Source organism: Actinosynnema sp. NPDC023658, assembly GCF_040639995.1.
Taxonomy (GTDB): domain Bacteria; phylum Actinomycetota; class Actinomycetes; order Mycobacteriales; family Pseudonocardiaceae; genus Actinosynnema.
The window spans coordinates 1-2,187 of record NZ_JBFAAX010000911.1 but is presented as its reverse complement, the minus strand read 5'-3'; the positions used below and the strand labels follow the sequence as shown (position 1 = coordinate 2,187).

Genomic DNA, 2,187 nt, shown 5'->3' with positions numbered 1-2,187 from the left:
CAGCAGGCGCCGCCTGGGGGTGCTGTACGCCACGCCGATGGCCGTGCTGGTCGCCGTGCTGTTCGTCATCCCGCTGGCGCTGATGGTGTGGATGTCGTTCAACCACTGGCCGCTGCTGGGCGCTTCGGCGCCCAACGGGGTGGAGAACTACAGCGCGTTGAGCGACCCGTTGTTCCTGCGGGCCATCGGGTTCACGCTGAAGTACACAGCGGCCACCACGGTGGTGCTGGGCCTGATCGCGTTCGGGCTGGCCCTGCTGGTGCAGGAGAGCCGACCGGGCGTCGGGCTCTACCGCACGGTGTTCTTCCTGCCCAGCGCGGTCGGCCTAGCCTCGGCCAGCCTGCTGTTCTACGGCCTGTTCAACACCGAGGCGTCACCGCTGAACGACCTGGTGCGGTTCCTCGGGATCGGCTCGGTGGACTGGCTCGGGTCGACGGACAACGCCCTCTACTCGACCATGGGCATGATCACCTGGCGGTTCGCCGGGTTCTACATGCTGATCCTGATGACGGGCCTGCAGAGCATCGACCCGGTGCTCTACGAGGCGGCGCGGGCGGACGGCGCGACCCGGTGGCAGACGATGTGGCGGGTGACGTTGCCGCTGCTGCGGCCCACGCTCGCGTTGATGATGGTGCTGTCGGTGACGGGCTCGCTGCTGGCGTTCGACCAGTTCTTCATCCTCACCGGCGGCCGGCACGAGACGGCCACCGTGGTCATCAACGTCTACCGCGAGGCGTTCCTGTCCCAGGACCTCGGCCGCGCCGCCGCGGTGTCCGTCGCGATCCTGGCGGTCCTGCTCGTGGTCAACGGGGCCCAACTGCTGCTGCTCCGCCGCGGAGGCCGGTCATGACGGGGACGAAGGGCACGACGGCACGCGCGCGCACGACCGGGTTCCACGTCACCGGCGCCGCGCTGGCGGTGCTGTTCCTGCTGCCGATGCTGTGGACGCTGTACTCCTCGGTCAGCGGCAGCCGCGCCTCCGACGACGGCGTGGGCCTGGGCACCGGCAACTACGAGCGGCTCGCCGACTACGGCAGCGGGCTGGGCACGTACCTGCTCAACACGGTGGTCGTCTCGCTGGTGGCCGTCGCGGTCACCGTCGTGACGACGACGCTGGGCGGCTACGCGCTGGCCCGGCTGACCTTCCCCGGCCACAACCTGCTGTTCCTGGTGACGCTGGCGATCCTGATGGTGCCCTACACCACCATCCTGGTCCCGCTCTACATCCTGCTCGGCTGGATCGGCCTGCAGAACTCGCTGGTCGGTCTGGGGCTGGTGCTGGCGGTGTTCCAGCTCCCGTTCGGGCTGTTCATGATGCGCAGCTCGTTCGAGGCGCTGCCGCGCGAGCTGGAGGAGGCGGCGCTGATCGACGGCTGCACGATCGGCGGCGCGCTGTGGCGGGTGCTGCTGCGCGGCGTGCTGCCGGGCGTCGTCACCGTGGGGTTGTTCGCGTTCCTGGCGGCCTGGAACGAGTTCGTCGCACCGCTGATCTTCTTGACCGACGGCTCGAAGTTCACCCTGCCCGTCGCGCTGTTCAACCTGCAGTCCGGCAGCCTCGGCTCGGTCGACTTCGAGGCGCTGCAAGCCGGAGTCGTCACCTCCGCCATCCCGTGCGTCGTGGTCTTCCTGATGCTGCAACGGCATTACGTGCGCGGTTTCACCTCAGGCGCTTTGAAAGGCTGACAAGGACACCCATGAACAACCAGCACCCCGGCCCCGTCCACCCCACGACGGCGGCCAAGACCGCGCTGCGACCCCTCGGGCTGGACGACGTGGCGTTGGCCGCGGACAGCCTGCTCGGCCAGTGGCAGCACCGCAACGCCTCCCGCACGCTGCCGCACTGCGTCGACCGGCTGGAGTCCTCCGGCGCCCTGGACAACCTGCGCCTGGTCACCGGCGAGAAGGCCGGGGAGTTCCGCAACATGTGGTTCGCCGACTCCGACGTCCACAAGACCCTGGAGGCCGCCGCCTGGCACCTGGCCGGGCACCCCGACGACGCCGTGCTGTCGGCGTTCCTCGACTCGACCGCCGCGCTGCTGGCCAAGGCCCAGGGCGAAGACGGCTACCTCAACTCCTACTACACCGCCGTCGAGCCCGAACGCCGGTGGCTGGACCTGCACCGCAGCCACGAGCTGTACTGCGCAGGCCACCTGTTCCAGGCCGCCGTCGCCGCCGCGCGGGCCGGCG

The 2,187-nt window shown here is 69.7% G+C and carries 3 protein-coding genes; all 3 read left to right on the top strand.

The features are described from left to right. On the top strand, nt 1–850 hold an 850-nt coding region (locus AB0G02_RS36310), incomplete at its 5' end, for a sugar ABC transporter permease (protein ID WP_360803849.1). Next, on the top strand, nt 847–1,683 hold the full coding sequence (locus AB0G02_RS36305; protein WP_360803846.1) for a carbohydrate ABC transporter permease: 837 nt from the start codon (nt 847–849) through the stop codon (nt 1,681–1,683). The genes AB0G02_RS36310 and AB0G02_RS36305, both read left to right, overlap by 4 nt. 11 nt (nt 1,684–1,694) lie before the next feature. Further along, nucleotides 1,695–2,187 (top strand): beta-L-arabinofuranosidase domain-containing protein (locus AB0G02_RS36300; RefSeq protein ID WP_360803843.1); only part of this gene is annotated, 493 nt, incomplete at its 3' end.

Coding starts and splice junctions, on each gene's coding strand:
- AB0G02_RS36305 (WP_360803846.1), top strand. CDS start 847: ATGACGGGGACGAAGGGCACGACGGCACGCGCGCGCACGACCGGGTTC.